The organism is Dysgonomonas sp. 25 (genome assembly GCF_010501075.1).
In the GTDB taxonomy this organism is placed as follows: domain Bacteria; phylum Bacteroidota; class Bacteroidia; order Bacteroidales; family Dysgonomonadaceae; genus Dysgonomonas.
In genome coordinates this window covers 44103-69875 of sequence record NZ_QVMN01000011.1, presented here as the reverse complement: position 1 = coordinate 69875, position 25773 = coordinate 44103, and the positions used below count along the sequence as shown (strand labels likewise).

The following is a 25773-nucleotide window of genomic DNA, read 5'->3' as shown; positions in this document are numbered from 1 at the left end:
CCTTTCTTAACCTCTCTCTCGTGGCTTATTTACCGCTAACGGGCAGCAAAGATAATACTTATTTTTCTTTCATCATAAAAAAAATCAAATTATTTTATCTTTTTCTGCAGTGTTGTTTTCGACGGATAAATAATCGCTTATTATAAAGCATTTTATGCCACCAACCCGTTCTCTTCGGTCAAGAAACAGAGCCATAAAGGCTTCTCTCCCTTATGGCTCTGAAATCTACTTCTGAATACTTGTTAATTTACGCTATACAAGGCTATTTCTGATAGACTTATATAATTACCTGATCGAGAATCTAAGAACACTACTTTTATATAACGGCTCTGCTTCTTCGCTTCCGGGAAGAGAGACAATGTTCTGCTTGGAGTTGCATCGTTAAAGAATACTCCTCCAATCAGCGTAAACGAAGGATCGTCTTGTGTAACGCCATCTGTTGTGATATCGGTTATATACACTTCGATATTTTTAGCCTCCCTATAGTTTGATTGAATAAATGTGACTTGGTCAAACTCGGTCAAACTGTGTGTATCAATCAGAATCCACATCGGAGGAGCTGTACTATAGGCTGCTTCCCAAGAGGAATTTGTATTACCATCGAAAAGGTTCGAAACAACCCGAGAACCTTGTGTACTGCTGGCTACTGCAGTCCATGCCGTTCTGTCGACAGGTTGTGCCGCATAGCCTGAATAGATAACAATCGGTTCTGATTCGATATCGTATTTGCCATCGGTAGGGATTGCTCTTATCTCTGCAATGCCTTTTGTCACAGCTGTCACAACTCCATTTTCGTCAACTGTAGCAACTGCCGTATTACTGGATTTATATCCCAATTTCTTGTTTTTGGCAGCATCAGGAAATGCTTTGAAGCGAGACGCAAAATTGACCGTTTGCCCTATCGGCAAAATCACCAGGCTATTGTCAAGAACATCGATAGAGTCGACATAAGCTGTGACGTCTACCACACATTTCGCCCTTCTCCATCCTGTTCCGTTAGCAGCTACAACATGCAGAAACCCGACTCCTCCTTCGTTGGCGTGTATAAGTCCTGCATCATCGATAGTAAATACGCTCGCATTGGTAGTGAAAAACTTCACTTCTTGATTTTTCGGCGTCGTTTCTATATTGATTTGAAACGTTTCGTTCTTATCAATGGCAATGGTATCGTTGACCGCACCCAAAATCGTTATGCTCTCTACATCTTTCTGTTTATCGTCATCGTCCGAGCAGCTTACGATGAATCCGCCAAGGAGGATAAAGATGAGTGGAATGAATTTATATATCGCTTTCATAATGTTTATTTATTGATTTTGATTAATAAGTTATCCCAATTAATTAGGGCATCTCACTTCTACCCAACTCAAACCGGATCCTCCCACTTTCAGGTCGAGGCCTTTGCCTGTCGCATCGCGGATATAGGTAGATCCTCCGCTTGTATAGGCATCCGATCCGTCTAATCGCCAATAGGCTATCAGGTTAGGCGACGTAGGGTCTACAAAGCAGACATTGTTGGCAATTTCCTCTTGCGTGAGGGCTTTCGACCATAGTCTGGCTTCGCTCACCACACCATATAGCCTGCGGCTGCCATCTGTGGCCGAAATACCGATAACAAATGCCTTGTCCTTATATCCATAAGTCATATCGATAGGGCCGCGTGCAGCTGATTTTTGGGCAACAAGCTTTCCGTCTATATAGACTTTGGCTCCTGTACCGTCATAGGTGGCTGCCACATGATACCAACGGCCTGTAGTCATAGCATCGGCTTCGGAGATGGAAACTTTCGTTGCTCCTCCTGCCAATTCCAATTGTCCCGGCTCTAACGATGTATCACCGCAACGAAGCAGGAAGTTTTCTTCCCAACCCATGATAGAGGTAATCTTATGGCTTGCTGTGGAGAAACGATCGATATAGACTTTGGTTTCCATCGAGAATTGCTCTACCGCTTTATAATCGTCGCTAAACGCATGCAAGAAGTAAGCTCCCGCAATTTTTGCACCCTTGGTAACTAACGTACGCGAAATGGAGAGATAAACTACTCTTGCCGATTCGAGCACAGGAAATCCTCCTTTTACGTCAACTATCTTGACAGGCAAAATATAAGGTTGAGCGGGCACGAGTCCTGATACATCATTCAACGAAATCTTCATCGGCTCGGATATATGGCTGCCCGACGGAATCTCCACAACTTTGCTATCCAAGGTATAGGTTGAACTCGGTAGCAGGAGTGCATTCGACTTATATTTATTATTATATTCAGTCAACAGATTTTCGTCCACATCGAGAGATATAGTTACGTTTTGCGTCATTTTAGACGAAGAACTAACTGTCAACGCAAGGTCTTTCGGCATTTCAACGGTATATTTATTTATCGGATCTACCTCGGCTCCCGTTATAAATGTCACATCTTTGTAACCGTCTGCATCGCTACATGAAACGAGCAGGGCTGTTAATACGAATAAAATACTTAAAAACTTTGTTCTCATAGCTTCATAAAATTATGTTAATTAGCCGGCTTTGCCGGATTCATTATTTGTATAGCCTGACGTAACCATTGGTATGGAGGGTTGTTTTTGTATTCGTTCTCCATGTGATAGGTTCCGCAGCCTCCCTTATAAGGAACACTCAATACTTGTCCATTATATTGAGGTTCCCACATTGCCATCCCGATGAGTGACGGAACAGTTGTACCATCGCGACGGGTATAACTCCGTCCTCCGTTAGGTGCATAGCCTCCCATCTCGAAGTCTTCGGTCATCACTATTTTCATAGCCGCCTCTTCGGGAGTATACAAATGGCTCAACTTGTTTGCGCAATCGATGAAGCGGTTACCTCCTGTATTCAAAACATTATCTCCCGAACAATAATAGGCTTGTACCACATACCAGTTGAAACGGTCGGCCGTTTCGGGCAATACCCGATTAATATATCCGTCGATAATCAATAGCTTATCTGTTCCCGATTGAGGGCCCAAATACTTGCCTAATTCATCGATGAACATATTGATGTAACTATTATTATTTGTTATCGTTCCGTTAAAGACCTCGTAGTCGATATCGAAACCGTCGTAGTTCAATGCTTCCAATGTGTCTACGATTGCCCGGGCATATTTGCGGATAGCTCCTTCTATCTTTTCCGGATCGCCGTCTTCCCAGCCCCAGTATTCTTTAACAACAGGTTGTCCCTGATCCCATATTTCGGCAGGCGTAATATCCTTACCGAGGTTGTCGATAATCATACAGGCCACGAATTTGGTTCCTTTGAGTGTCTTCACCTGGTGAAGATCAACTTTCATTTTATCGGACAGCGAACGCCAATCGCCCCAAATGGAAACGACATCCATACTATCGGGGATAGAATTGAGGTACGAAGAGTGTGAAGGGCCTTCGGAATGCCATCCGCCAAACCATCCGAATGAGATGGAACGGTCGAACATGGTGCTTTTGAAAGCTCTCAGGTTTTCATAATATTCAGGAGTCTTCTCCGGGACTTTGTTCATATCTTCCTGCTCCACATCTGTGTCGCACGATGCAAAGCCGATACAAACAACACCAACAACAGCTATTATAGTCAATATAAATTTATTCATAACAATTTTTGTGTATAATAGGTTATTAAACTTATTTCTTATCCCACCAGAGTTTGGTTCCACCATTATCATTTCCGCCAAGCAGTTCGGCAATCGCTTTCCTCAACTCGGTTTCGTTGGTCTGATATTCAGTCTTAGGATAGGTTATCCGACGAATCTGCTGATTCGTATTGATAGTTCCGTTACTCTTGTTTTCGGCTACAGGGAATATCTTAGGGTAACCCGTGCGGCGGAATTCTGTCCAGGCTTCTTGCCCGTCAGGGTAAATAGCCAGCCATTTTTGCGTAAGGATACGCTCAAGCTTCGTTTCGAATCCAGCAGTGTCGTCCCATTTAATCTTTATCGTAGTAGAAGCGGCAATACTGTGCTTTCCTCTCGGGTCGACAAAGTTGGCAGGCGCAGACGTGTTGTCGTTTACGTAGGCTGTATAAGCCGTAGTAGATAATCCTCTTTGCTCGAACGACATTTGAATACCTTGATTGTACAAATCCTCGGCCGTTCCGCCCATATTCCAGCCTCTTATTGCACCTTCGGCGCGAAGGAAGTAAATCTCGGCCGCACACATCCATTGAACCGGAGTATTGCCAAAAACATTCGGTGCCGACATCGGAGAATAATTCGATTTGTTATCGATTGTTATACCGTTTCTCACACCATGATATCCTGTGTATGGCGCTGCCGAGGCCTGAAAATAAACGGGTAAACGAGGGTCGTTATATCCTGACATGAAAGATTCCATGCTCGCTCCCATACGGGTATCGGCATAGCTGTCCCAGCATATTTGCAACGGATTGGTAACGACATAACCTAATGCCGATTTCAGAATGGCATTATCGCTGTTATTCTGCATCACCCCGTAGGTACTATTGACTGCTTCCTGAGCATATTGTTTGGCCAATGCCGGCTCAACATAGGATATACGCATTGCCAAGCGGAGTTTCAATGAATTAGCAAATACAATCCACTTTTTCCAGTCGCCTCCGTAGATAAGGTCGTATTTTGACAAAACACTCGAATTAGGATTGCTAGCTACATATTCTTCCAACTCTTCGATGGCTTCTGACAATTCTACCAGAAAAGATTTGTATATAGATTCCTGCGAATCGTAAGGAATACTCATCGCGCTTGTACCAAATTTAGAATAAGGTATAGGCCCATAGTTGTCCGTCACACGGTGCATGCCTTCTATCTTGATTATCTGCGCCAGATAGTAAGCGTTAGGCATACCATATTCTTCGGATTTCTCCTTGATTTTCTGCCATGGAGACATAACAGAGCGGTTGGCTACGTTGAACATCACATCGTTCCAGTCGGCATAATAGAGATTATAGGTACTGTTATTGACCGAACCGTTCCATTGTCCGATGGCTGCCATATAGCCCGAAAAGATATCACCTGCCAGATTCTGCGCCCGCTGATATTCGTTCGCATCCACATCACTTGTCGGGACAACATCGATTTGCATCGTAGGGAAAAATCCCCCGAGCCCGAGCATATCCCAAGCCAGCATCTCCTCGGTCACCTCATCGGGGTTGGTATTGTATTCTTCGAACTTGTCGGTACATGATGTCACGCACAATCCCAGACAAAGAAGAGAGATGCCCAATACTTTCATCATATTTATAGAACATAGGATGCGCCTCGGCAATCTCAAGCGAGCTTGATTGCACTCGGCTTTCACTATATTTGTGTATCTGATTTTCATAATAATTCAATTTTAAGATTTAGAATTGTACTTTAACACCAAATCCCAGACTTCTCAAGCTCGGCTGCATAAAGTAGTCGAAACCTTGATAGTATGTTCCCGTAGAGGCTGTCACTTCCGGATCGAAAGGTGCTTTGTTGTAGAACATGAACAGGTTGCGTCCGGTAACGGATACAGTCAGGTTATTGATATACCCTTTGAACCATTTATTAGGGAAAGTATAACCGAGTGTCGCTTCGCGCAGGCGAACGTTCGTCATGCTGTACACATATTCCGAGAGTACCCCGGTATTACCACCACCCACTACTGAGTAATAGTGTTCAGGGTCTACCATTCCTCCATTAATCATCACACCACCTCTGTCGCGGGCTTTAGCCGAAGCCTTAGACACCCCGTAGCGGTCCATCAACGCCTGAGTTGCAGAAACTCCTACGCCACCAACGCGTGCATCGATAAGGAAGCTCAGGTTGAATCCTTTGTACGAGAATTCGTTTCGCCATCCCAGATTGTATTTAGGGGCAGGGTTTCCGGCTTTGATCCAGTTATCGGGATCGGCCATAATCGTTCCACTCTTCGGATCGACATAGATGTAACCGTCATGGTCTTTTTTGAGCGTAGACACATATATGTCACCCATCGGGTCGCCTTCTTTCAGCATCATACGATACGAATCGGATTCGTTCACGATAACACTGCTCATACCTTCTTCCATAGGCAGGCCTGTCGTAGGGTCGATCGTTCCTCTCGGCACCAACGATTTCACTTTATTACGGTTCAATGTATAAGTCAGGCGGGTATTCCAATCCACAGGACCTAATTTCTCATTATAACCCACAGCAAGTTCGATACCCCAGTTGTTTACCTTACCGGCATTCAGATAGTAGTACGAATAACCTGTAGAGGTAGATACATCGATGGTGAACAGCTGGTTATAGGTATTGGTATTGTAATAGGTCAAATCGAAGTTGATTTTATCCTTGAAAGCACGGATATTTGTACCTATCTCGAACGCTTTCGTGCGTTCAGGCTTCAATCCTGTAGCCGGGATATACGGTGTCAACTCGATTGCTCCCGAACCTCCTACACTGTATGTCAGGCTGGTGATATAGCGCATCGGCGAGTTACCTACTTCACTGTACGAACCTCTGAGTTTCATAAACGAAATAATATCTCTCGGTATGTCTACCATCTCGGTAATAATGCCGGATACTCCGACCGACGGATAGAAGAAATCCTGCGAGTTGGTGAACGCCAATGCCGAAGCCCACTCGTTACGAGCCGTTACGTCGAGATAGAGCATATCCTTGTAACCCAATTGCGCCGTAGCAAAGATGGCTTGCGTTTGGTCGTGATACCTTTTTTGAATAGATTTCGTCTGCGGGTCTTGCATATTGATGTTGGCAAACGAGAACCAGTTAGGCACAAGATTCAGGTGACCTTCTAATCCCGATTCATCCAGCTTGGCATCCATAACGCTCGCACCGAATGTTCCGGCAAGGCTGAAATCATCGTTGAAGCGCTTATTGACGTTAGCCAGAACGTCGGCATATATCTGCTTATTCGAGCGCTTGCGATTCATATAGTTACCATTTTCCGAAGCGAACAACAGGTCGGATGAAGCAGCTATGCGGCGGGTAAACGTATTTTCGGTATTATCCATACGCACACGTCCTGCCACATTCACCCAGTCGGTGATGTCCCACTTCAATGTTCCACCATACGAATAGCGGTCTGTTTTGTTCTGGAATCTTTCGCGGTTGATAATCCAATACGGGTTCTGCATACCCAATCCCTGATTGCCGTATGGCCAGAACTGCGTTTTGAAGTTGCGGTCGCCATTATGTATTTCGTATGTCCTGTATTTGCCCAAATCGTCTCCGCGAGGGAAGAGATACAATGGCAGCAACGGGTTGTGATACTGACCTTGTATCAGCATATTTTTGTCTTTCTGACGGGCATACGACAAAGACAGGTCGAGACTCAATTTATTCTTAATCAGGTCTGTCGTATTTCTGATGCTGATATTTGTCCTGTCCACTTCATTCTTAGGGACAATACCTCTTGCCAAAGTAGAAGCTGCCGACACGTATGTCTGGCTGATTTCTCCTCCGGCCGAAACACTCAACGAGTTCATTTCGGTATAACCTGTCTGGAAGAAGTCTTTCACGCGAACAGACGATTTCTTATCCAACTTGTCGCCCCAGCTATTGAAACCGGCTCCATTGGTACCGTATGTCCGTTGAAATTCGGGCATCACAAACGGGCTCATAAATTGAGTGCTATTCGAGTAGTTTACTCTCAGTTTGCCCGGCTCACCTTTTTTGGTTGTCACCAAAATAACACCATTCGCACCCTGGCTACCATAAAGGGCTGCCGCCGAAGCTCCCGAAAGAACGGATATGCTTTCGATATCGTCGGAGTTGAGCAATGATATTGCATCTCCGTCGCCACCGTCGGGGCTTTCGTAGATAGCGCTCGGCTGGTCGTTCTTCGTATTGAGGATAGGCACACCGTCTACCACATAGAGGGCATTGTTATCGCCGAACAACGATTTCGTACCACGCATTACCACACGCGACGAACCTCCGATACCCGAAGCACTCTGATTGATAGTTACACCGGCCACTTTACCGGTAAGGCTATTGATGAAGTTGGCATCCTTCACGGCTGTCACCTGTTCGGCATCCACCGTTTGCACATTATACGTCAAAGCCTTCACTTCGCGTTTGATACCCAAAGCGGTCACAACCACGTCGCCCAGAATAACGTTGTCTTCTTCCAGCATAATGTCTATGACAGATGCTGCACCAACGGTTCTGCGTTCGGTCTTGAATCCGACAAAGGTATAGAGAAGCGTACTGCCCACCGGCGCGGTGATGGTATAATGTCCGTCTATATCAGTCATCGTCGCATTGGTTGTACCTTCTACACCCACACTTACACCAATCAGCGGTTCGCGGTTCACGTCCAGCACAACGCCGGTAATGGTTTTGTTATCCTGCTGATTACCTGCACTGCGGAGTGCAGCGGCAGTGTTAGTGGTCAGGAAAATTTGTTGATTGGAAATCCGGTAGTTCAGTTTGGCATCTTGCGAGATAATGCCCAGTACCTGTTCCAACGTTTTGGGTCCTGCCGAAATCTTGATGCGGGTATTGCCCGATACTTCGGAGTTGTCGTAGATAAAGCGGTAGTCGGATTGCGATTCTACCTGCTTGATTACATCATAGAGCGTTCCGTCCTTGAGGTTAAATGTTCCCGGAGCTTGCTCCTTTCCGTGTGCATTATGCGCCTGCATGGAAGGGACATAACCTACGCCCAACATTCCCGAAACAAGCAGACATAAAGCGATACGCCTCCATAGAAAAATCTTTTTCATTCGAATTTTCATAGTCATTTAGCTTAAATAATTTAAGGTTTAGAATTTTTTGATAGTTACTATACAAATCGCTTTTGTATAATCGCTAATAGAGTTTCTTTCGATTGTTCCTTTTTTCGCTAAGCAGAGAGTACTTAGAGAGGTTCTTCATTTCATTCTGGAATGTATTTTCGCGCTGAAAATACAATCGGGTAAGAGGTTTTTCTTCTTTTGAACTTTCTGATTTAGATTTAGAGATTAAAAAACTATTTATTTTATTAGAATTTTCTGTGTTTTCCAGTCGATTTCGTAAGTGAAATCGTGCTTATAATTAAGAGTTTTGATTATGCTTTCGACATCCTGATTGAGGGATAGCGAACCGGTATATTTTTTCTCCGACAGGTCATTGTTCAGCACAACGATGTCGATAGAAAACAGATACTCGATGTCGGCCAAAATGTCGGCTAACGATTTTTCTTTAAAATGGTATTTCCGCGAAGCAAAAGAGGACATCATCTCTTCGGAAAGATTGAAGAGCGTAAATGTTTTGTCCCTCTTATTCATTATAACCTGTTGGTTCGGCTTCAGGATAATATCCAGATTATCGGAATCGATAGCGACACTTCCCTCGACAAGCGATACGGTTGTCAGGTCAGCTCCAACATAATCCTTCACATTGAATGAAGTTCCTAAAACAGTGATATTTTGATTTTCGGTTTTTACTACAAAAGGCTTTTCTTCGTCATGGGCTACTGCAAAAAAGGCTTCGCCATTGAGGGTTACTTCCCTTTTTCGCGCATTGAAATCGTTATCTATTTTGAGCACGGAACCTTTTTTCAGTTTTACGGTTGTTCCGTCCGTCAATGTCAATGCAGTCAGGTTATTATCGTCCTGCACGCCCATTTCGGCTATTCCGTTCTCGATGATTGTAGACAATTTATAATCGTTCATCAGGAAAAAAACTGACGTAGCGGCAACCATCACCAAGGCCACTGCCGCATATTTCAGTAACGACTTGAGGTAAAACCTTTTATTGCGAGCCGGAGCAGCTTCTTCCGAAACCTCATCTTCTATTTTGTCCCACAAATCGTCTACCGTTTTTTTATCGGGGAATATCCGCGAGGCTTCATATATCGACTTATAGTCAAAGAATTCTTTCTTGTTTTCTTTGTCTTCCTCCAGCCAATCCAACAGAGTTTGAAGCTCTTCGTCTTCAATTGTTCCAGTCAAATATTTTATTATCAGTTTTTCCATTTATAAAAATAAAGTGTGTGAAGCCTCTTTAATACCTAATACGAACAAGCGGAAATAAATACTTACTCCATTTTTTATTTTTTTTGATTTACCACTATTGCACGAATCATTTTCAACGCCTTATACACCTGATTATCAACCGTCCGAACCGAAATATTTAATTCTGCTGCAATATCGGCATGAGGTATTTCGTCGAAGTAGGCCATTTTGAATACCTGCTTGCACTTTTCGGGCAGAATGTCGACTACCCTGTCCAAGAAGATTTTGGTTTCGCGATCGATAAGTATATCGGAGGGATCTTTATAGAAATCCAGTTCCAGATAGCGTATCTGGGATATCAATTTGTCTCTGTAATTATTTTCTATCGAAGCATGCCTTATATGGTCGAAGCAGGCATTCCGTACACTTGTATATAGATAGGAATTTATTTCTTTGGGCGACAGATCGGTATTTTTTTGCCATATTTTCAGGAAAATATCCTGTACAATATCCTCGGCTGTAGCTTCATCGACAAACTTTCGGGCAAAAAACAGAAGTTTATCGACATTCCGAGAATACACTTCTTTATACAGATCTAAGGTTCTATTACTCATATTATCATTACGAATATTTATAATATATCCTCTTTCAGTTCACATACACACCCGATATATTATAGATACGTTTATAAGACCTAAACTACTTATGAGATTTATGCATTTTATGCCATTTTTTTATGCCTATTCTTTTTCGCACGAACAAGAAACTGAATAATCAGGCAGTTACATAAATCACAGAACGGTAATCCCCGTATGCCGATGCACATAAGAGGACGCATTTTCGTCAAAAACAAAAATCAATGATATTCTTTTATCCATTAAAAAATTACATAACATTCTTTTTTTCACACACCCTAAAGAATGATATATAAAATACCGTTGCTTACATTAAATATTCACAGAATTTGATATTTTTTGTTTAATAAACTATATTCTTCCACAAGGGAAAGAAGACCATAACCGCATTAGATTCAGAGATCTCGAGGTCGATTCACTGTAGAAAGTAAGGGAAAATTTATGAAAGAAAAAAGTATAGCTAAATAATTAACAGGTTTTTTATAATATTTTTAGAGAATAGTAAAGATTGGAGACTGTATTCCCGGCTACATCTCCACGTCCCTCGAGCACTCGATGGTATACGTAAACGAATCGGCACGATACCAGCCTATATTGTACTCTACGGGGACATTATTCACATCATACACATAGCGTTTCCTTATCAGGATAGGATCGCCCACCGCAATCTCCAGCTTAGAAGCGATAAAACTGTCGGCAGCGGCAGCACTGATTTCCTCCTTCGATATTTTGACAACGATACCATAGTCCGCTTCCAATATTTCGTAAAGCGGGCGATTGAAATTCTCCGATGCCGAAACCGGTATTTTCGGGTTGAACTCGGAAACAAAATACACAAACGGATATTCTTTCTTACCCCTCAACCGCTCGAGGCACAACACTTTCGTCTCCGGCTTGATATTGAAAAACGAAGCCACATCGGGCGATGCTTCGCGGCGGGTAATATGCAACTCAAAATTCTGAATCTCTAAGCCGAGTATCTTCATCTCCTGCGAAAAGCTAAGCCAGTTGCTCGCCCCACTGAAAACCTTTTTCCCGGCCACACGGGTACCCACACCCTTCTTCCGCACCAGCAACCCTTCGAAGACCAGCGTATTGATAGCCTGCCGTAAGGTATTGCGCGAGATTTTCAATTGTTCAGACAAGTCAATCTCCTTAGGCAAAAACTTGCCATCTTTATATTCAGGCCTACTGATAAGCTCCCGGATAAGTTCCTCCGCCTGCTTATGCAAAGGGGTTTGGCTTTTATGATCGATTTTGAGCTTCATCTTTTTTTTCTACAAATATAAAAAAATAAAGCAAATCTATTTGTTTTTAAGAAATGATAATTTATATTTGCCAAACAAATATGTTCATACATATAATTTAAATGATTAAACATTACACTCTTAAATCATGATAAGTACATACAAGAAGAAGCCGGCAGTTGAAGTAGAAGGATTTATCGCAACAGGATGGGAGAATATCATATCGACCATAACCAAGGCTACATCATGCAAAAGCATCATTGCCATAGATTGCTATACAGGAATACACTACGACGAACTGAAGACGCAGTTCTCGACAATCAACCCGGTGTTGTTTATTGACACAAAAGACTTGTTCATCCCGCAAAAAGAAGTAGAAGCATTGACCAAGAGGTTTATGACCGACGATGTGCTATTCGGATATATGTCTAACGTATCGCTGTCGGAATACTTCGATTCCGACAAGCTGGAAGCAGCCCGCAAAGCGATTGCACAGGCCGACGACCACGTTGTCATATTCGGGCATGGAGCACACTTGGTTGCCGACAACGACATACTCATCTATGCCGACATGCCGCGATGGGAAATTCAGCAGCGCATGCGCCGCCGCCAAGTGCAGGGATTAGGCATAGACAACAGTCAGGAGGCTTTTTCTTTCCAGTATAAGAGAGGATTGTTCAACGACTGGCGTTGTATGGACAAGCACAAAAGAAATATCTATCCATATGTCGATTATTGGCTCGACAGTGTCGTTCCGAACGAACCGAAAATGATAGACCGCGCAACATTCTATGCAGGAATGGACAAGGCAGCTAATTCGCCTTTCCGCGTAGTTCCGTTTTTCGATCCGGCGCCGTGGGGCGGACAGTGGATGAAGGAGGTCTGCAATCTCGATCCTTCCAAACCGAATTACGGATGGTGCTTCGATTGCGTGCCGGAAGAAAACAGCCTATTGCTGGAAGTCGGCAACGTCGTATTCGAAATGCCTTCGGTCAACCTCGTCTATACCAAAAGCCGCGAAGTGCTGGGCGAGCCGGTAGAAAGCCGCTTCGGGAAAGAATTCCCTATCCGCTTCGATTTTCTGGATACGGTGAAAGGCGGCAACCTCAGCTTGCAGGTACACCCTACCACACAGTATGTACACGACAACTTCGGACTGAATTACACACAGGACGAAAGTTACTACATCATGGATACCGAAGAAGGTGCGCATGTCTACATCGGTGTGAAAACAGGGACAAACGGCGACGATGTGATTGCCGAACTGGAAAAAGCACAGGAAGGTGAAATCGTTTTCGATGCCGATAAGTATATCAACAAGATACCGACAAAGAAACACGACCATTTCCTTATCCCTGCCGGAACCATACATTGTTCGGGCACCAATGCCGTCGTACTCGAAATAAGTTCTACCCCGAACCTCTTCACCTTCAAACTCTGGGACTGGCAACGCCTTGGGTTGGATGGCAAGCCCCGCCCGATAAACGTGCAGCGTGGCAAGGAAGTTATCGACTGGGGACGCGACACCGAATATGCCGAAAAGAAACTGATAAACTGTTTCGAGGTAGTGGCCACAGGCGACGGCTGGAAGGAAGAGAAAACAGGCCTGCACCGTAACGAATTTATAGAAACACGCCGCCATACCTTTACCAAAGCAGTAACACATTATACCGACGAGAGCGTAAACGTGCTGAATCTGGTGGATGGCGCAGAGATTATAATAGAAAGCCCTACCAATGCTTTCGAACCGATGATTATTCATTATGCCGAAACGTTCATCATTCCCGCCAGTGTAGGCGAATACACCATCCGCCCTCACGGCGCATCCGAAGGGAAGGAATGTATGACTATCAAAGCATCCGTACGAATTTAAAAGGTTATCCTAAATCAAACAACCATACACCATGAATAATACTCAACCCAAAAATTCACCTTTCGTATTCCTGCCTATATTCCTCAGCTTCTTTGTAATGGGCTTTGTGGATATAGTAGGCGTAGCGACGAACTACGTGAAGAAAGACTTCGACCTGTCGGGCTCTATGGCCAACCTCATTCCGATGATGGTATTCGTCTGGTTCGCCGTCTTTTCCATCCCTACGGGGATGCTGATGGGGAAGATAGGAAGAAAGAAAACCGTATTGGTTTCGCTGCTCGTGACAGCCGTCACCATGCTATTCCCGTTATTCTTCTACAACTATCTGGGCGTTCTCCTATCCTTCGCTCTGCTGGGGATAGGCAATACCATCCTGCAAGTATCGCTCAATCCGTTAGCTGCGGCCACCGTCAGCAAGGATAAGCTCACCAGCACCCTCACTATGGGGCAGTTTATCAAGGCTATATCCTCTTTCCTCGGCCCTATTCTCGTGGGGTTTGCAGCCAGCAGATTGGATAACTGGCGGCTGACGTTCCTCATCTATTGCATCACCACAGTCGTTTCTATGGCAGTACTCTATTTCACACAGATAAAAGAATCGGGCGAAACAATCGAAAAGCCTTCCTCCTTCAAAGAGATTCTGCTTCTATTAAAGGACAAATACCTGATATATTGCATCGTTGTCATCCTGCTGATTGTAGGGATAGACGTCGGGCTGAACACCTGCATCCCGCAATTGCTGATGGAAAGGACAGGAATGATATTGGACGAAGCCGCCTTAGGGACAAGCCTCTATTTTGCGGCACGCACCATAGGAACGTTCATCGGGGCGCTGCTGCTTATCAAACTCTCATCCGTCAAATTCCTGCGTGTAAGCCTCATGCTGGCAGTGCTGGCTTTTGTGGCAATGATGATAAGTTCATCCCTCTGGGTATTGCTTGTCTTTATTGCCGTAATAGGATTAGCCTGCGCCAATGTGTTCTCCATTATCTTTTCGCTGGCATTGCAGCACGATATGAAACATTCGAACGAAATATCGGCACTGATGATAATGGGCGTATCAGGTGGTGCATTGCTATCCCCGCTGCAAGGGCTGATTACGGACTTATCCAGCTTTACGGCAGGGATGACCGTTATTCTGGCAAGCCTTGTCATCATAGGACTTATCTCATTCAAATTCAAAACCAACTAATACCATGTATAGCAACGACAACCGTATAGTACTTACACTGGACGCAGGAGGAACTAATTTCGTCTTCTCTGCCATACAGGCCAATAAGGAAATAGTCGAACCCTATTGCCTGCCTGCCCATCCGGATAATTTAGACAATTGCTTCGAGACATTGATACAGGGCTTTACCCATATAAAGAACCAGCTATCGACAGCCCCCGTAGCCATTAGCTTTGCCTTCCCCGGCCCTGCCGACTACGAAAACGGCATCATCGGCGACCTGCCTAATTTCCCTTCCTTCCGAGGAGGCGTGCCTTTAGGGCCATTCCTCCACGAGCATTTTCAGATACCCGTTTTTATCAACAACGACGGCAACCTTTTTGCATACGGCGAGGCATTAGCCGGAGCGCTGCCCGAGCTAAACACCCTGCTGGCCAATCACGGATATAAGAAAACCTACAAAAACCTGATAGGCATCACCTTCGGCACGGGCTTCGGTGCAGGAGTGGTAATAGACAGGCAACTGCTGACCGGCGACAATGGCTGCGGAGGCGACGTATGGGCATTGCGCAACAAACTGTATCCCGGCATGATAGCCGAAGAAAGCGTGAGCATACGCGCCATCATCAGGGTGTACAACGAAATCACCGGCAACAGCGACAGCAGCCTTACCCCTAAAGATATTTTCGATATTGCTGAAGGTACTAAGCCCGGCAATGCACAGGCGGCCAAAAACAGTTTCGCGCAATTCGGCGAAGTAGCGGGCGATGCCATAGCGCACCTGCTGACCTTCACCGATGGCATAGTGGTTATAGGAGGCGGCATTATGGGGGCGTCCAAATACATTATCCCGCCCATGATGAAGGAGATGAAAAGCAACCTCGGCACATTCGCCGGAGCCAGCTTCCCCCGCCTGCAAATGGACGTTTTCGATCTGACAAACGAACGGGAGTTCGAAGAGTTCCTGCTGAATAAGACAGTGGATATAAAAGTCCCGAATACGAACAAAACAGTCAGTTACAATCCGAACAAGAAATCAGTTATCATGAAAACCTTTCTTGGAACCAGCAAAGCCGTATCACTCGGCGCATATGCCTACGCACTGTATAGGTTAGACAACTAATCACTCTCAGGAAAGATTCACAGCAAGCCAAAGCGGTTTCGTATCTTTGACCTGCGAGTGGCATATTCTCCTTGGTGACTATACTGATGAAAACAATAGAAACGCTAAATATTATAACGATTATGACCAAAAAGAAGGTTCCATTCATTTTGCTGGCGGCTTGCTTTTGCTTGCTACTATCATGTGCAGAGGACAAACAAAGAATGAGTAAAGAACTCAGCCAGAAAATACAGCAGGACGAGCGGATACATACTGTGGAAAGAATGGCTGAAGAACTGGTTAAGAGTGGCTTCACGGCAGGTGACAGCTATGCCGAAGTTTGGATTAGGGACTTAAACACATTTATCGAACTGGCATGCCGGGTAAATGACCCTGAGAAGTCGAAAGAAGCTTTGCTCACTTTTTTCAAACTGCAAGGCGAAGACGGCAACATTCCCGACGGATATACGCCGATAGAGGGTGCCACTTACGGATATGTATATGCCCTCTCTGAGTATGCACCCCATGTGGCAGCCCATAAAAATACGGTCGAAACAGATCAGGAATCGTCCCTCATACAAGCCGTATTCAAATATATACAAGCCACCGGCGACACGTCAATACTGGATGAAAAGATAGGCGAACGTACTGTCGAACAACGCATGAGCGATGCCATGCACTTCCTGCTGAACGAAAGATATAATGAAAAGTATGGCCTGCTGTGGGGAGCAACCACCGCCGACTGGGGCGACGTGCAACCCGAGCATGAGTGGGGCGTCAGCTTAGACAGTTCTTCTCATCTGACAATAGATATATACGACAATGCCATGTTTATCATTGCCATAAACAACTATACATCTATTGCCCGCAAGCAAGAAGAAATCGACTTCTGGAAGTCTAAATCGGAAGAACTCCATAACAATACACGAAAGCACCTCTGGGATGCCGGCAAACAGAAGTTCATACCGCACATTTACTTAGACGATTCGCCATTCCCAGCCGATTTTGACGAAAATGCCATTTACTATCATGGCGGAACAACCATCGCAATGGAAGCAGGATTACTATCGCGAGAGGAAATCAAAGGCGCTTACGAGCAGATGAAAAGAAATGTGCAGGCAGCCAATGCGCAAACCATCGGACTGACGATGTATCCTGTATATCCTAACGGATATTTCAAGAACGAAGGGATGGGCGAATATGGCTATCAGAATGGAGGAGACTGGACATGGTTCGGCGGACGAACCGTGCAGCAACTTATCGAAAACGGCATGTACGAAGAAGCCTACGAAGCTATCTCGCCTATGCTCGACAGAGTTATCAAACACAACGGATTTTATGAATGGTGGACACCGGCAGGCGAACCTCGGGGTGCAGGATTATTTAAAGGTTCAGCAGGTGTTCTGTGGAAGTCTATCCAGCTATTCGAAGAAAATATGGCAGAAAACAATTAAATATTAAACAATCGATAATGAGACAGTTAAAGTTATTAGTAATTCTTTCGGCATGTTTGCTCTTTGTCACTTCATGCAATGAAGAAGAAAAGAAAGGCGAAAGATTATCGGATTATGTCAACCCCAATATCGGGACGATACACAGCCGTTGGTTCTTTTACACGCCGGCAGCCGTGCCTTTCGGCATGGCCAAACTGGGAGCCTCGACAAACGGCACATACGGAAACGAACAAGGATGGGAAGCCGTAGGATACGAAGACGGACATACATCCATCGAAGGGTTTGCAACATTCCACGAGTTTCAGGTAGGCGGGGTATTATCGATGCCTGTCGTGGGAGAACTCAAAACAGTTCCCGGAACACTGGAGAACCCCGAAAACGGCTATCGCTCCCCTTTCCAAAAGGAGAATGAGTATGCCACATCGGGCTACTATTCGGTACTGTTAGACAAATACAACACCAAAGCCGAGCTGACTGCCACCAAACGGGTTGGCTTCCAGCGCTACACCTTCCCGCAGTCGGACGAATCGTATATCCTGTTCGACGTTGGTAATCGTCTGGGCGAGAGCGGAGCAGTGGAAGACGCCTATATCAAGATGATAGACGATACCACCATCGAAGGCTATGTTATCACCAAGCCCGAATATGTGAAGAAGTATCAACCCGCGGCAACCGTGAATATGTACTTCTACGCCAAGTTGAGCAAACCGGCAGCGGATGTCAAAGTATTCAAAAGAGGCGAAATTCCCGCATCGGGCAAATCGATCAAAGGCACGGGCGCTTGCATGGCTGTAGCCTACAAAACCTCAGCCGATGAGCAAATCACCGTGAAGATGGGACAGTCGTTCACCTCTATCGAGAATGCCAGACTCAACTTCGAAACCGAAGCTCCCGATATGGACTTCGATACAGCTAAAGAACAGGCACTCGACATCTGGAACGAGTATCTGGGACGTATCACCGTCGAAGGCGGACGAAAAGAAGATAAGGTCAAGTTCTACACAGGCTTGTATCATGCCCTGTTGGGGCGCGGATTGGCAAACGACGTCAATGGCGCTTATCCCAAGAATGACGGAACTGTGGGACAGATTGCCTTGGGCAAGGACAATCAACCCGTACACAATTTCTATAATACCGATGCTATCTGGGGGGCTTTCTGGAATCTCACCCAGCTATGGGCTATCGCCTATCCCGAGTATTATGCCGACTGGATTCAAGGGCAACTACTGGTCTACCAAGAAACTGGCTGGCTGGGCGACGGTATTGCCAACAGTAAATACGTTTCGGGCGTAGGGACAAACTTTACCAGTCTGGCTATTGCATCTGCCTACAACTGCGGCATCCGCAATTTCGACTACAATCTGGGTTACGAAGCTGCCTTGAAAAACGAGATAGACGGTACGAACCGCCCTGCCGGAGCAGGGAAACTCGATGTCGGCGCATTTGTCAAAAAAGGCTATTCCCCTTACGTTTCCAATGCCGATTACTATGCACGCGAACTGACAACCGAAGGCTCTGCTTTCGGGGCTTCACATACGATGGAATACGCTTTCAGCAGTTACGCCGTAGCGCAGTTTGCTAAACAGTTGGGTAAGGAAGATGACTACCAAAGATTGTCGAAACTGGCTTCGAACTGGGAAAACCTCTTCGACCCCAAGACCGAGCTTATCCGTCCGCGTACGATGGATGGCAAGTTCCTCAAAGACTTCAACCCGTTGGCCGCTTGGGAAGGCTTTCAGGAAGGGAATGCTATACAATACACCTTCTATGTGCCTCACGAACCCGAAAAGTTGGTGGAGAAGGTCGGAAACGATGTATTCAACAACCGTCTCGACAGCATTTTCGTCCTTTCGCAGGAAGACACCTTCGGCGGGGGTAAGACGGTCAATGCCTTTGCGGGTGTACATGCCCTCTACAATCATGGCAACCAACCCAACCTGCATATCTCCTGGATGTTCAACTTCTCGGGCAAGCCTTATCTGACACAGAAATGGGTGCGTACCATCTGCAACGAGTTCTACGGAACCGACGGGCTTCATGGATACGGATACGGACAGGACGAGGATCAGGGGCAATTAGGCGCTTGGTACGTTATGGCCGGCATCGGACTATTCGACGTGAAAGGATTGACCGAAATCAATCCGCAATTCCAAATCGGAAGCCCGGTATTCGACCGCATCGAAATCAAGCTGAATAAGGACTACTACAAAGGGGAGAAGTTCGTGATAGAAGTGGAAAATAACTCACCCGAAAACATGTATATTCAATCGATTAGCAACAATAGCAAAGAGCAAAATTCGGTATTCATACCATTTGCCGACGTTGTCAACGGTGGAACACTCAAATTGAAAATGGGTAACGAACCGAACCTTAACATCAAACATTAATAGCATTAATATTACACACGGAAAGGCTGCCTCTTTTACAGAGTGCAGCCTTTCTCTCTCTACATATATATTACTCGAATGCAGGCACTTCCGCCGACAGCGACGGGCTTCCGTTGGCTACCACAGGCCATCCGTCTACCCATTCTACCTTATCGAGCAGCAATACACGTCCGCGAGGATTTTGTTTGTCCACTCCATGATAAAGCAGCCAATCGTTGCCTTTATCGTCCTGCACAATTTCCGAGCAGTGTCCGTTACCTACAAAACGGTCGTTAGGGCCGATAACGACATCGAAGCCGTTGTCCAGCACATTCACGCCGGCCTTGTTGACATACGGGCCGAACAGGCTCTCTGAGCGGGCTACAACCAGTTGATAGGTACTGTTTACGCCTTCGCAGCATGAGCCGATAGAGGCAAAGAAGTAGTAATAGTTTCCATGCTTATGGATATACGTTCCTTCGAAGGCTGTTCCGGCAACGTGTACCTTTTCGGCTCCGGGCTTGATTGATAGCCCATCGTCGGAAAGCTCGATAGCGTAAATACCTCTGAAACTTCCCCAGAACATATATTTCTTGCCATCCTCTTCTATATAGAACTGGTCTATCGAGTTGGTCACGCCTATCTCGTTGCTTCTGAACAGTTTTCCCTTATCCGTAAAAGGGCCTTCGGGCTTATCGGCTACGGCAACGCCTATGCCGCAAGTCTGCTCCCCACCCCACACCGACATGGAATAGTAAAGGACATACTTCCCGTTTATATAGTTGATATCGGGCGCCCAAAGTCCTCCTTTTGGCTCGAAAGACGGGCGGGTTTCGTTGGTGAACGCCGTCCCTACCGATTGCCAGTCAATCAGGTTTTTAGACTTATATATCGGCGTATTGCGGATATCCTCCGTCGCATAAAGATAGAAATAGTCGTCCTGCCCCTTGATAATAGTCGGGTCGGGCATACTGAAATTCAATACAGGATTGGAATAGGTTTTAGCTTCCTTTTTCCCTTTATCGTCCGAATCGCCGGAGCTACCCGAGCATGAAGCAAAAGTAAAAAGGGCTGTAAATAACAGGAGTAGATTTTTCATGTTTTATTGAGGTTTTTAAGTTATTAATATCACAATCTGGTTATTTCTCTATTACCTAACCACGAAGAACACTAAGGTTTTACGCAAAGGCCATAAAGCGGTATACACGCTTGTCTTGCCGAAGTCTATCTGAGGCATCCCGTTACGCTTTCAGCAAGAACTCCCTCGCACCGACTCGGGATAGCAAAAAAGTAACAAACGTATACGTATTCTCGACGTTTTTGCAAAGTTACCTTTTTCTCGTAAACTTATTTACTCGTAACTTGTATACTCGTATCTTGTCAACTTGTCAACTATTCCAACATAGATAAACTTGTAACAATAAATCAGCAAGCATTCACAAAAATAGTCATCTTATCGCAAAAGCAAGCATATCAGATAATATAAAGGGAACTGCGCAATGCAATTCCCTTTAACAAACTAACCTTTAATTAACCTTAGTCTTAATACGATTCCGCTGAATCTTTTATCTTAATTATTTCAATTTCTCTTCGAGCATCTTGATGTAATAGCCACCCACAACCGAACGTGCCTGGAAACCTACGTGTTTCTTGCTGTCGGTGTAGTACCAGTCAGACATCGGGATGCGGTCTTCGGTTTCGTTCATAAATTTATGAACCGGGTTGATGAATGTTTCGAAAGTAGCCTGATCGCTTGCCAGTGTGGCTGTCCACATAATCCAGTCGGATTTGGTGTAAGTGGAACGGTTGTCCAATGGCAGGCCGTACTCATTCTGTTTGGTCAGGTAGTAAGCTATTTCTTTTTCTCTCACTTCTGCCGGGAAGATATTCCAATTCAGGAGTTTATCCCAAATGAGGTTGTATTTCTGGCTCCATGTGCCGGCTTTGTCGAACGTCAGACGGTAGTGGTCGCCATCGTCAGCCATTTTCATCCATTCAGCAGCCATCTCTTTGGCCTTGTTTTTGTATTTGTCGGCAATGTCTTGTTTACCCATTTTTTCTGCCATGTAACCATACGATGCCACACCCATAATAGCTTTCACCGAAAGGTTGACATTGTGAGCAAAGTGCCCGGCAAAGTCGTCGGTACAAAGTTGATTATCGGGGTCTAAGCCGTTTTCCGACAGATAGTCCGCCCAGATAGTCATCACATCCCAATGCTTTTCGGCATAGGTTGCGTTTCCTTCGATAGCCGTCACAGCAGCAGCGAGCGTAAGCATGTTTCCAGCCTCTTCCACCGGCATATCGTCGCCATAAGTTTGTCCGTTAGCTAATGGATAAGTACCTACATCGTGCGATGGGAAAGGTTTCTTCCATTTTCCACTTTCGCTGTAATAGAAGATATGATTGAGCAAGCCTTTTGCCAGTTCGGGGTTATAGTACAGGAACAATGGTGCCGACGGATAGGTAACATCCACCGTACCAATAGAACCGTTACTAAAATTCTCTTTCGAGAGGAAGAGCAGGTCACCGTTCGGTGCTTCTACCAATTTATGAGCCGAAATAGACTGACGGTAAGCCAAAGCACACAACTCGGCATATTTCTGTCCGCCTACTTTGCGGGCGCTTTCCATCAATTCTTTGTCGAACACATAACATTTCTCACGCAAAGAGACATAGTCTTTCGCAGCCTGAGCGAATGCATTTTCGATGGTTTTGCTTCCGTCCTTGTTCCAGTATGGGCGCAGGTTGTCGCCGAAATACTGGATAGAGTAAATATCATCGTAACCAAGCATAAATTTGCCATTTGCCGATTTCGTTTTACCCAAATCGTGTACCAAAGCGAGAGAAGCTCTCTCTTTTTCTGCTCCGTCGTTCGTCAATACACTGTTCTGAACGAATGCCTGACGTAATTCGAACGGATTGCCTACGCTGTAAGTGGTATTAGCCGTTTCGCTTGCCAAGTAGAAGTATCCCCAGTCGATGCGGATATCATCGCCGCGTTTGCCTAAAATGTCCTGAGTGGTGCTTCCCGTTTTGAGGTAAACAAGGCCATCTTTCTGATATGCTTCGGCTTTGTTGTCCTGAATAGGGAAGTTCAATGCCCAGTTAGGCGAACCTTCGAGGTAGAGGTCTACATCATGCTCCTGTCCGTCTTTCGACGATACAGCGTAGCTGATATAGTTTACAGGACGGGAAACAAGTTCCAGATCGTCCATCAATAGCGGAGCCATGAATGAAACTTTCAGCTCTACGTTGCCGCAATCGAAGGTGTAATGTGTCTGGGTGGCCTGCACATCCACTGATGTCTGTTGTGCCGTTTGTCCCAGATAACATTTTGTATCGCTTTCGACGTATAGGCCGAAATCAACCAATGCGCCGCCTGTGCGGTTGTTGCAATGGGCTGCTATAACTGTTTTCTCGCCCTGTACTATGGTTTTAGCTATTTCGTCCGGAATAGGCACTAAGACATTCTTGCGCCATTCGTATCCGGTTTTTACCAATTGTATACCATTGATGTACAATTCGAAAGTATCGTCATGAGAATATTCCAGAAATAGTTTTTTCCCTGCCAGATTCTGTGTGATTTGGATATCTCGCCTTACCCAGACATCTTTTGTCTGCCACAATGTTTTCACATTCAATTCGTCCGGCGTACCGAAGGCAGCTTCGCCTTCTTTCCACGCATTGTCGTTGAATGCTGTCTTCTCCCATCCGTTTTGAGGCTTGGTGAAAGTATATTTTCCCAGCCATTTCTTTTCGGTCGAGATAGCGGCAATCGGGTCGAGCGGCATTTTTTCCACTCCCATAAAGCGATAGGTTTCGCCATCGACTTTGAGCACACCAATCAGCGGAAATTCTTTTCCTGTCCAATGTTTTACATTTTCGTCATACAACTTATCCGTCATAGACCAACCGCTCGTATACGGGTCGATCGTGATCAGCGGATAGGCCGGTGCACGCAAATCATTTTTGATAACGTCATATTCCAACAATTGCGCATCGTCGCAACTCATAAAAGGCAACGCGCAACAAGCTAAAAATGTACACAATATCTTTCTCATAACATAATCAATTACTTCCTTAATTATACATCTAATCCTAATATCTTCTATTTCAGGATATCACACACTTCCTTATTCACCTTCGCCACACGACCTTCTTCTACCTTAATTTCTTTTCGGTCGTATGTAATCAAACCATTCACTTCGCCTTCTACGTCGGTTGTCTGGGTGTAAACACCTGCCGAGTAGCCGGATTTAGCCAATCGTTTCAATTCTTCGGCAAACTTCACATATTCGTCTGTAACTTCTTTTTTGTTCTTGAATTGTACATATCCCCAGTTACGGTCTGTCTGCCAAAGGTGGCCTTGCATAGGGAAACCGATACCTCCGTATTCGCCCAGCACTGTAGCGCGTTCGGCTTCGTACATTTTGAGAGCCGGTTGCGGATAGTGGTGGATGTCGAGCATGTCGCCCACTTTGTAGTGGTTACCTCCACTGGCAGGGTTTACTAAGCGGGAAGGATCGTATGCTTTTGTCCATTCTACGATTTCTTCTGTCTTGAATTGTCCCCATGCTTCGTTGAACGGCACCCATACCACGATAGACGGATGAGAGATAAGGCAATCCATTATTTCTTTCCATTCTTTGCGGTAGTTAGCTTCCGATACCGGCGAGCGTTTCACTTCCGTTCCGTCGAAATAATTGAAGTTCTGCCACTGTGGCGAGCGGTCGCCGTTAGGCATATCCTGCCATACGAGGATACCGATGCGGTCGCAATGGGTGTACCAGCGTGCCGGCTCTACTTTCACGTGCTTGCGGATCATGTTATATCCGAAGTCTTTCGTCTTTTGTATGTCGTAGAGCAATGCTTCGTCCGTAGGGGCAGTGTATAATCCATCAGGCCACCATCCTTGGTCGAGCGGGCCGAAGTGGAAACAGTCTTTGTCATTCAATTGTAGTCTCACAATACCATTCGCATCTCTTTTGGTAGAGACTTTGCGCATGGCTGTGTAGCTTTTTACTTTATCCTGCAATTTGCCACCTGAGTATAGGTTCACTTCCATATCGTAGAGGAATGGTGATTCGGGTGACCAGAGTTTCATATCGCTTATATTAAGCGACAATTCCTGACAGGCTGCGCCTTTGGCTTTGGCTACTACCGACGAACCGTCTTTCAGTATTACTTCTACGATATCGCCTGTCGCCGTATTTTCGGCATCCACTTTCACAGAGACTTTTTTCGTGTCTATGCAAGGAATGGCTTTGATGTGGGCAATGTGTTTTTTGCTTACCGGCTCCAACCATACTGTTTGCCAGATACCCGATACAGGGGTGTACCAGATGCCATGAGGATTGTTATGTTGCTTTCCTACCGGTTGGTAGCTTGCATTTGTAGGATCCCACACTTTGACAACCAGCTTTTGATTGCCCGAAGTCAGGTATGGAGTTATATCAAAGCTGAAAGGGGTGTACCCTCCAGTGTGTGTTCCGATTTTTATATCATTCAGATAGATTTCTGTTTTCCAGTCTACTGCACCAAAATGCAAAAGGATGTTTTTACCTTTCCAGTTAGACGGAACAGTAAATGTTTGTTTGTACCATAATTCGTTGTCTTTTCCGAGTGTTTTTTGTACGCCCGAGAGGCTTGATTCTACGGCAAAAGGTACTAAGATTTTACCGTCGAAAGCTGTTGGTTCGGCTGCTCCTGCCGGAAGGATGGCATAATCCCACAATCCGTTCAGGTTTTTCCATGCCGAGCGCTCCATTATCGGACGAGGATATTCGGGTAATACATTGTTTACGTCGATTTCGTTCGCCCACTTTGTTTTTATCTTGTCTCCTGCCGGTTTCCATTGGGCAAAAAGACCGATATTAATCGTTAATAATGAGAGAAATAAGAGTTTCTTTTTCATTTCTATAGAGTTAATTTGGTTGGTATTAAATTGGGTTATAATAGTTTTTTCAATATCAAATCAGGCACATTAATCAGATGTTTTTCTACCCTGTACTGTTTCCAATACAGAGTAGAAATAAACATC

Annotated in this window: 16 protein-coding genes; 5 read left to right on the top strand and 11 right to left on the bottom strand. The window is 45.2% G+C overall.

The annotated features are described in order from the left end of the window. Positions 1-242: 242 nt before the first annotated feature. The 8 genes from D0T66_RS14650 to D0T66_RS14615 all read right to left on the bottom strand — a co-directional run bounded on the left by D0T66_RS14650 (position 243) and on the right by D0T66_RS14615 (position 11785). Positions 243-1295, bottom strand: a complete 1053-nt coding sequence (locus tag D0T66_RS14650) for an Ig-like domain-containing protein (protein ID WP_163358054.1) — start codon at positions 1293-1295, stop codon at positions 243-245. 39 nt (positions 1296-1334) lie between these two features. Then, positions 1335-2486, bottom strand: coding sequence for a DUF1735 and LamG domain-containing protein (locus D0T66_RS14645; protein ID WP_163358053.1), 1152 nt, complete (start codon positions 2484-2486; stop codon positions 1335-1337). A 17-nt stretch (positions 2487-2503) separates the two neighbouring features. After that, positions 2504-3589: a glycoside hydrolase family 18 gene (locus D0T66_RS14640; protein ID WP_163358052.1), complete on the bottom strand. Its 1086-nt coding sequence runs from the start codon at positions 3587-3589 to the stop codon at positions 2504-2506. Between the two features lie 31 nt (positions 3590-3620). After that, the gene (locus D0T66_RS14635; protein ID WP_163358062.1) at positions 3621-5207 is read right to left on the bottom strand and encodes a RagB/SusD family nutrient uptake outer membrane protein; all 1587 of its coding nucleotides are present in this window, start codon (positions 5205-5207) and stop codon (positions 3621-3623) included. Positions 5208-5313: 106 nt separating this feature from the next. Beyond that, positions 5314-8670: a SusC/RagA family TonB-linked outer membrane protein gene (locus D0T66_RS14630; protein ID WP_255489839.1), complete on the bottom strand. Its 3357-nt coding sequence runs from the start codon at positions 8668-8670 to the stop codon at positions 5314-5316. Between the two features lie 249 nt (positions 8671-8919). Next, positions 8920-9903, bottom strand: coding sequence for a FecR family protein (locus D0T66_RS14625; protein ID WP_163358050.1), 984 nt, complete (start codon positions 9901-9903; stop codon positions 8920-8922). 74 nt (positions 9904-9977) lie between these two features. Next, positions 9978-10496, bottom strand: coding sequence for an RNA polymerase sigma-70 factor (locus D0T66_RS14620; protein ID WP_163358049.1), 519 nt, complete (start codon positions 10494-10496; stop codon positions 9978-9980). A 548-nt stretch (positions 10497-11044) separates the two neighbouring features. Continuing rightward, positions 11045-11785 carry a GntR family transcriptional regulator gene (locus D0T66_RS14615; RefSeq protein ID WP_163358048.1) on the bottom strand — a complete coding sequence of 247 codons (741 nt, stop codon included), beginning with the start codon at positions 11783-11785 and terminating at the stop codon, positions 11045-11047. 124 nt (positions 11786-11909) lie between these two features. On the opposite strand from D0T66_RS14615, the gene D0T66_RS14610 reads away from it, so the two are divergent. The 5 genes from D0T66_RS14610 to D0T66_RS14590 all read left to right on the top strand — a co-directional run bounded on the left by D0T66_RS14610 (position 11910) and on the right by D0T66_RS14590 (position 19751). Continuing rightward, positions 11910-13637 carry a class I mannose-6-phosphate isomerase gene (locus tag D0T66_RS14610; RefSeq protein WP_163358061.1) on the top strand — a complete coding sequence of 576 codons (1728 nt, stop codon included), beginning with the start codon at positions 11910-11912 and terminating at the stop codon, positions 13635-13637. A 31-nt stretch (positions 13638-13668) separates the two neighbouring features. Beyond that, complete coding sequence (locus D0T66_RS14605) at positions 13669-14829, top strand: sugar MFS transporter (protein ID WP_163358047.1); 1161 nt, start codon at positions 13669-13671, stop codon at positions 14827-14829. A gap of 4 nt (positions 14830-14833) precedes the next feature. Beyond that, entirely contained in the window at positions 14834-15931 is a 1098-nt protein-coding gene (locus D0T66_RS14600) for an ROK family protein (protein WP_163358046.1), read from the top strand. 86 nt (positions 15932-16017) lie between these two features. Beyond that, positions 16018-17364, top strand: coding sequence for a GH36-type glycosyl hydrolase domain-containing protein (locus D0T66_RS14595; RefSeq protein ID WP_221412237.1), 1347 nt, complete (start codon positions 16018-16020; stop codon positions 17362-17364). 17 nt (positions 17365-17381) lie between these two features. Beyond that, a complete protein-coding gene (locus D0T66_RS14590; protein WP_163358045.1) occupies positions 17382-19751 on the top strand; it encodes a GH92 family glycosyl hydrolase in 2370 nt (789 codons plus the stop codon). Between the two features lie 70 nt (positions 19752-19821). Here the strand turns inward: D0T66_RS14590 and D0T66_RS14585 are convergent, their stop codons facing one another. The 3 genes from D0T66_RS14585 to D0T66_RS14575 form a co-directional block, all read right to left on the bottom strand. Beyond that, on the bottom strand, positions 19822-20829 hold the full coding sequence (locus D0T66_RS14585) for a family 43 glycosylhydrolase (RefSeq protein WP_163358044.1): 1008 nt from the start codon (positions 20827-20829) through the stop codon (positions 19822-19824). Between the two features lie 475 nt (positions 20830-21304). Next, positions 21305-23794: a glutaminase domain-containing protein gene (locus tag D0T66_RS14580; protein ID WP_163358043.1), complete on the bottom strand. Its 2490-nt coding sequence runs from the start codon at positions 23792-23794 to the stop codon at positions 21305-21307. A gap of 47 nt (positions 23795-23841) precedes the next feature. After that, complete coding sequence (locus tag D0T66_RS14575) at positions 23842-25647, bottom strand: glycoside hydrolase family 2 protein (protein ID WP_163358042.1); 1806 nt, start codon at positions 25645-25647, stop codon at positions 23842-23844. Between the last annotated feature and the right edge of the window lie 126 nt (positions 25648-25773).

Coding starts and splice junctions, on each gene's coding strand:
- D0T66_RS14630 (WP_255489839.1), bottom strand. CDS start 8,670: ATGAAAAAGATTTTTCTATGGAGGCGTATCGCTTTATGTCTGCTTGTT.
- D0T66_RS14615 (WP_163358048.1), bottom strand. CDS start 11,785: ATGAAGCTCAAAATCGATCATAAAAGCCAAACCCCTTTGCATAAGCAG.
- D0T66_RS14590 (WP_163358045.1), top strand. CDS start 17,382: ATGAGACAGTTAAAGTTATTAGTAATTCTTTCGGCATGTTTGCTCTTT.
- D0T66_RS14635 (WP_163358062.1), bottom strand. CDS start 5,207: ATGATGAAAGTATTGGGCATCTCTCTTCTTTGTCTGGGATTGTGCGTG.
- D0T66_RS14580 (WP_163358043.1), bottom strand. CDS start 23,794: ATGAGAAAGATATTGTGTACATTTTTAGCTTGTTGCGCGTTGCCTTTT.
- D0T66_RS14595 (WP_221412237.1), top strand. CDS start 16,018: ATGAAAACAATAGAAACGCTAAATATTATAACGATTATGACCAAAAAG.
- D0T66_RS14650 (WP_163358054.1), bottom strand. CDS start 1,295: ATGAAAGCGATATATAAATTCATTCCACTCATCTTTATCCTCCTTGGC.
- D0T66_RS14600 (WP_163358046.1), top strand. CDS start 14,834: ATGTATAGCAACGACAACCGTATAGTACTTACACTGGACGCAGGAGGA.
- D0T66_RS14575 (WP_163358042.1), bottom strand. CDS start 25,647: ATGAAAAAGAAACTCTTATTTCTCTCATTATTAACGATTAATATCGGT.
- D0T66_RS14620 (WP_163358049.1), bottom strand. CDS start 10,496: ATGAGTAATAGAACCTTAGATCTGTATAAAGAAGTGTATTCTCGGAAT.
- D0T66_RS14640 (WP_163358052.1), bottom strand. CDS start 3,589: ATGAATAAATTTATATTGACTATAATAGCTGTTGTTGGTGTTGTTTGT.
- D0T66_RS14605 (WP_163358047.1), top strand. CDS start 13,669: ATGAATAATACTCAACCCAAAAATTCACCTTTCGTATTCCTGCCTATA.
- D0T66_RS14585 (WP_163358044.1), bottom strand. CDS start 20,829: ATGAAAAATCTACTCCTGTTATTTACAGCCCTTTTTACTTTTGCTTCA.
- D0T66_RS14625 (WP_163358050.1), bottom strand. CDS start 9,903: ATGGAAAAACTGATAATAAAATATTTGACTGGAACAATTGAAGACGAA.
- D0T66_RS14645 (WP_163358053.1), bottom strand. CDS start 2,486: ATGAGAACAAAGTTTTTAAGTATTTTATTCGTATTAACAGCCCTGCTC.